At 49.1% G+C, this 587-nt stretch carries 1 protein-coding gene; it reads left to right on the forward strand.

Annotation, left to right across the window (positions count from 1 at the left end):
- A partial coding sequence (locus R7Z50_RS29295; RefSeq protein ID WP_318149990.1) for an aminopeptidase P family N-terminal domain-containing protein occupies nt 1-587 on the forward strand: 587 nt, incomplete at both ends.

Consider the following 587-nt stretch of genomic DNA (forward strand, 5'->3'; position numbering starts at 1 on the left):
ATACAACAAACTCGGTTAACCAACGCCTTTCATCGCTACGCGACGCAATGGCAAACTACAAGGTTTCGGCCTACATCGTCACAAACAATGATCCCCACAATAGTGAGTATTCCGCTGACCATTGGGCTGGACGCACGTGGATTTCTGGCTTTACTGGCTCGGCTGGTAATGTCGTCATAACTCAACAAGGCGGTGGATTGTGGACAGATGGTCGCTACTACATTCAAGCAGAAGAACAATTGCATGGAACAGGGTTAGACCTTTTCAAAGCGCGTCAGCCGGAAACCCCCACCATTCCTAAATGGCTTGCGAGTACGCTCGACGAAAACAGCGCGATTGCCGTGGATGGACACTCGATCAGCTACGCATTTTACCAAGAACTTAAACAAGCGCTTGAGCCAAAGAACATCGAGATTGTTCTCGACCTCGATCTGATAACGCCAATCTGGACTGACCGCCCGAGCAGACCGAGCGCAGAAATTTTTGACCATCCAGTTGCGTTTTCTGGTGTAGAAACCAAACAAAAACTCGCAGATAGGCGTAAATGGCTCAAGGAAAACCATGCGGACTGGTTATTGGTTGCAACC

The sequence above is a fragment of the Vibrio sp. 1249-1 genome (assembly GCF_033340495.1).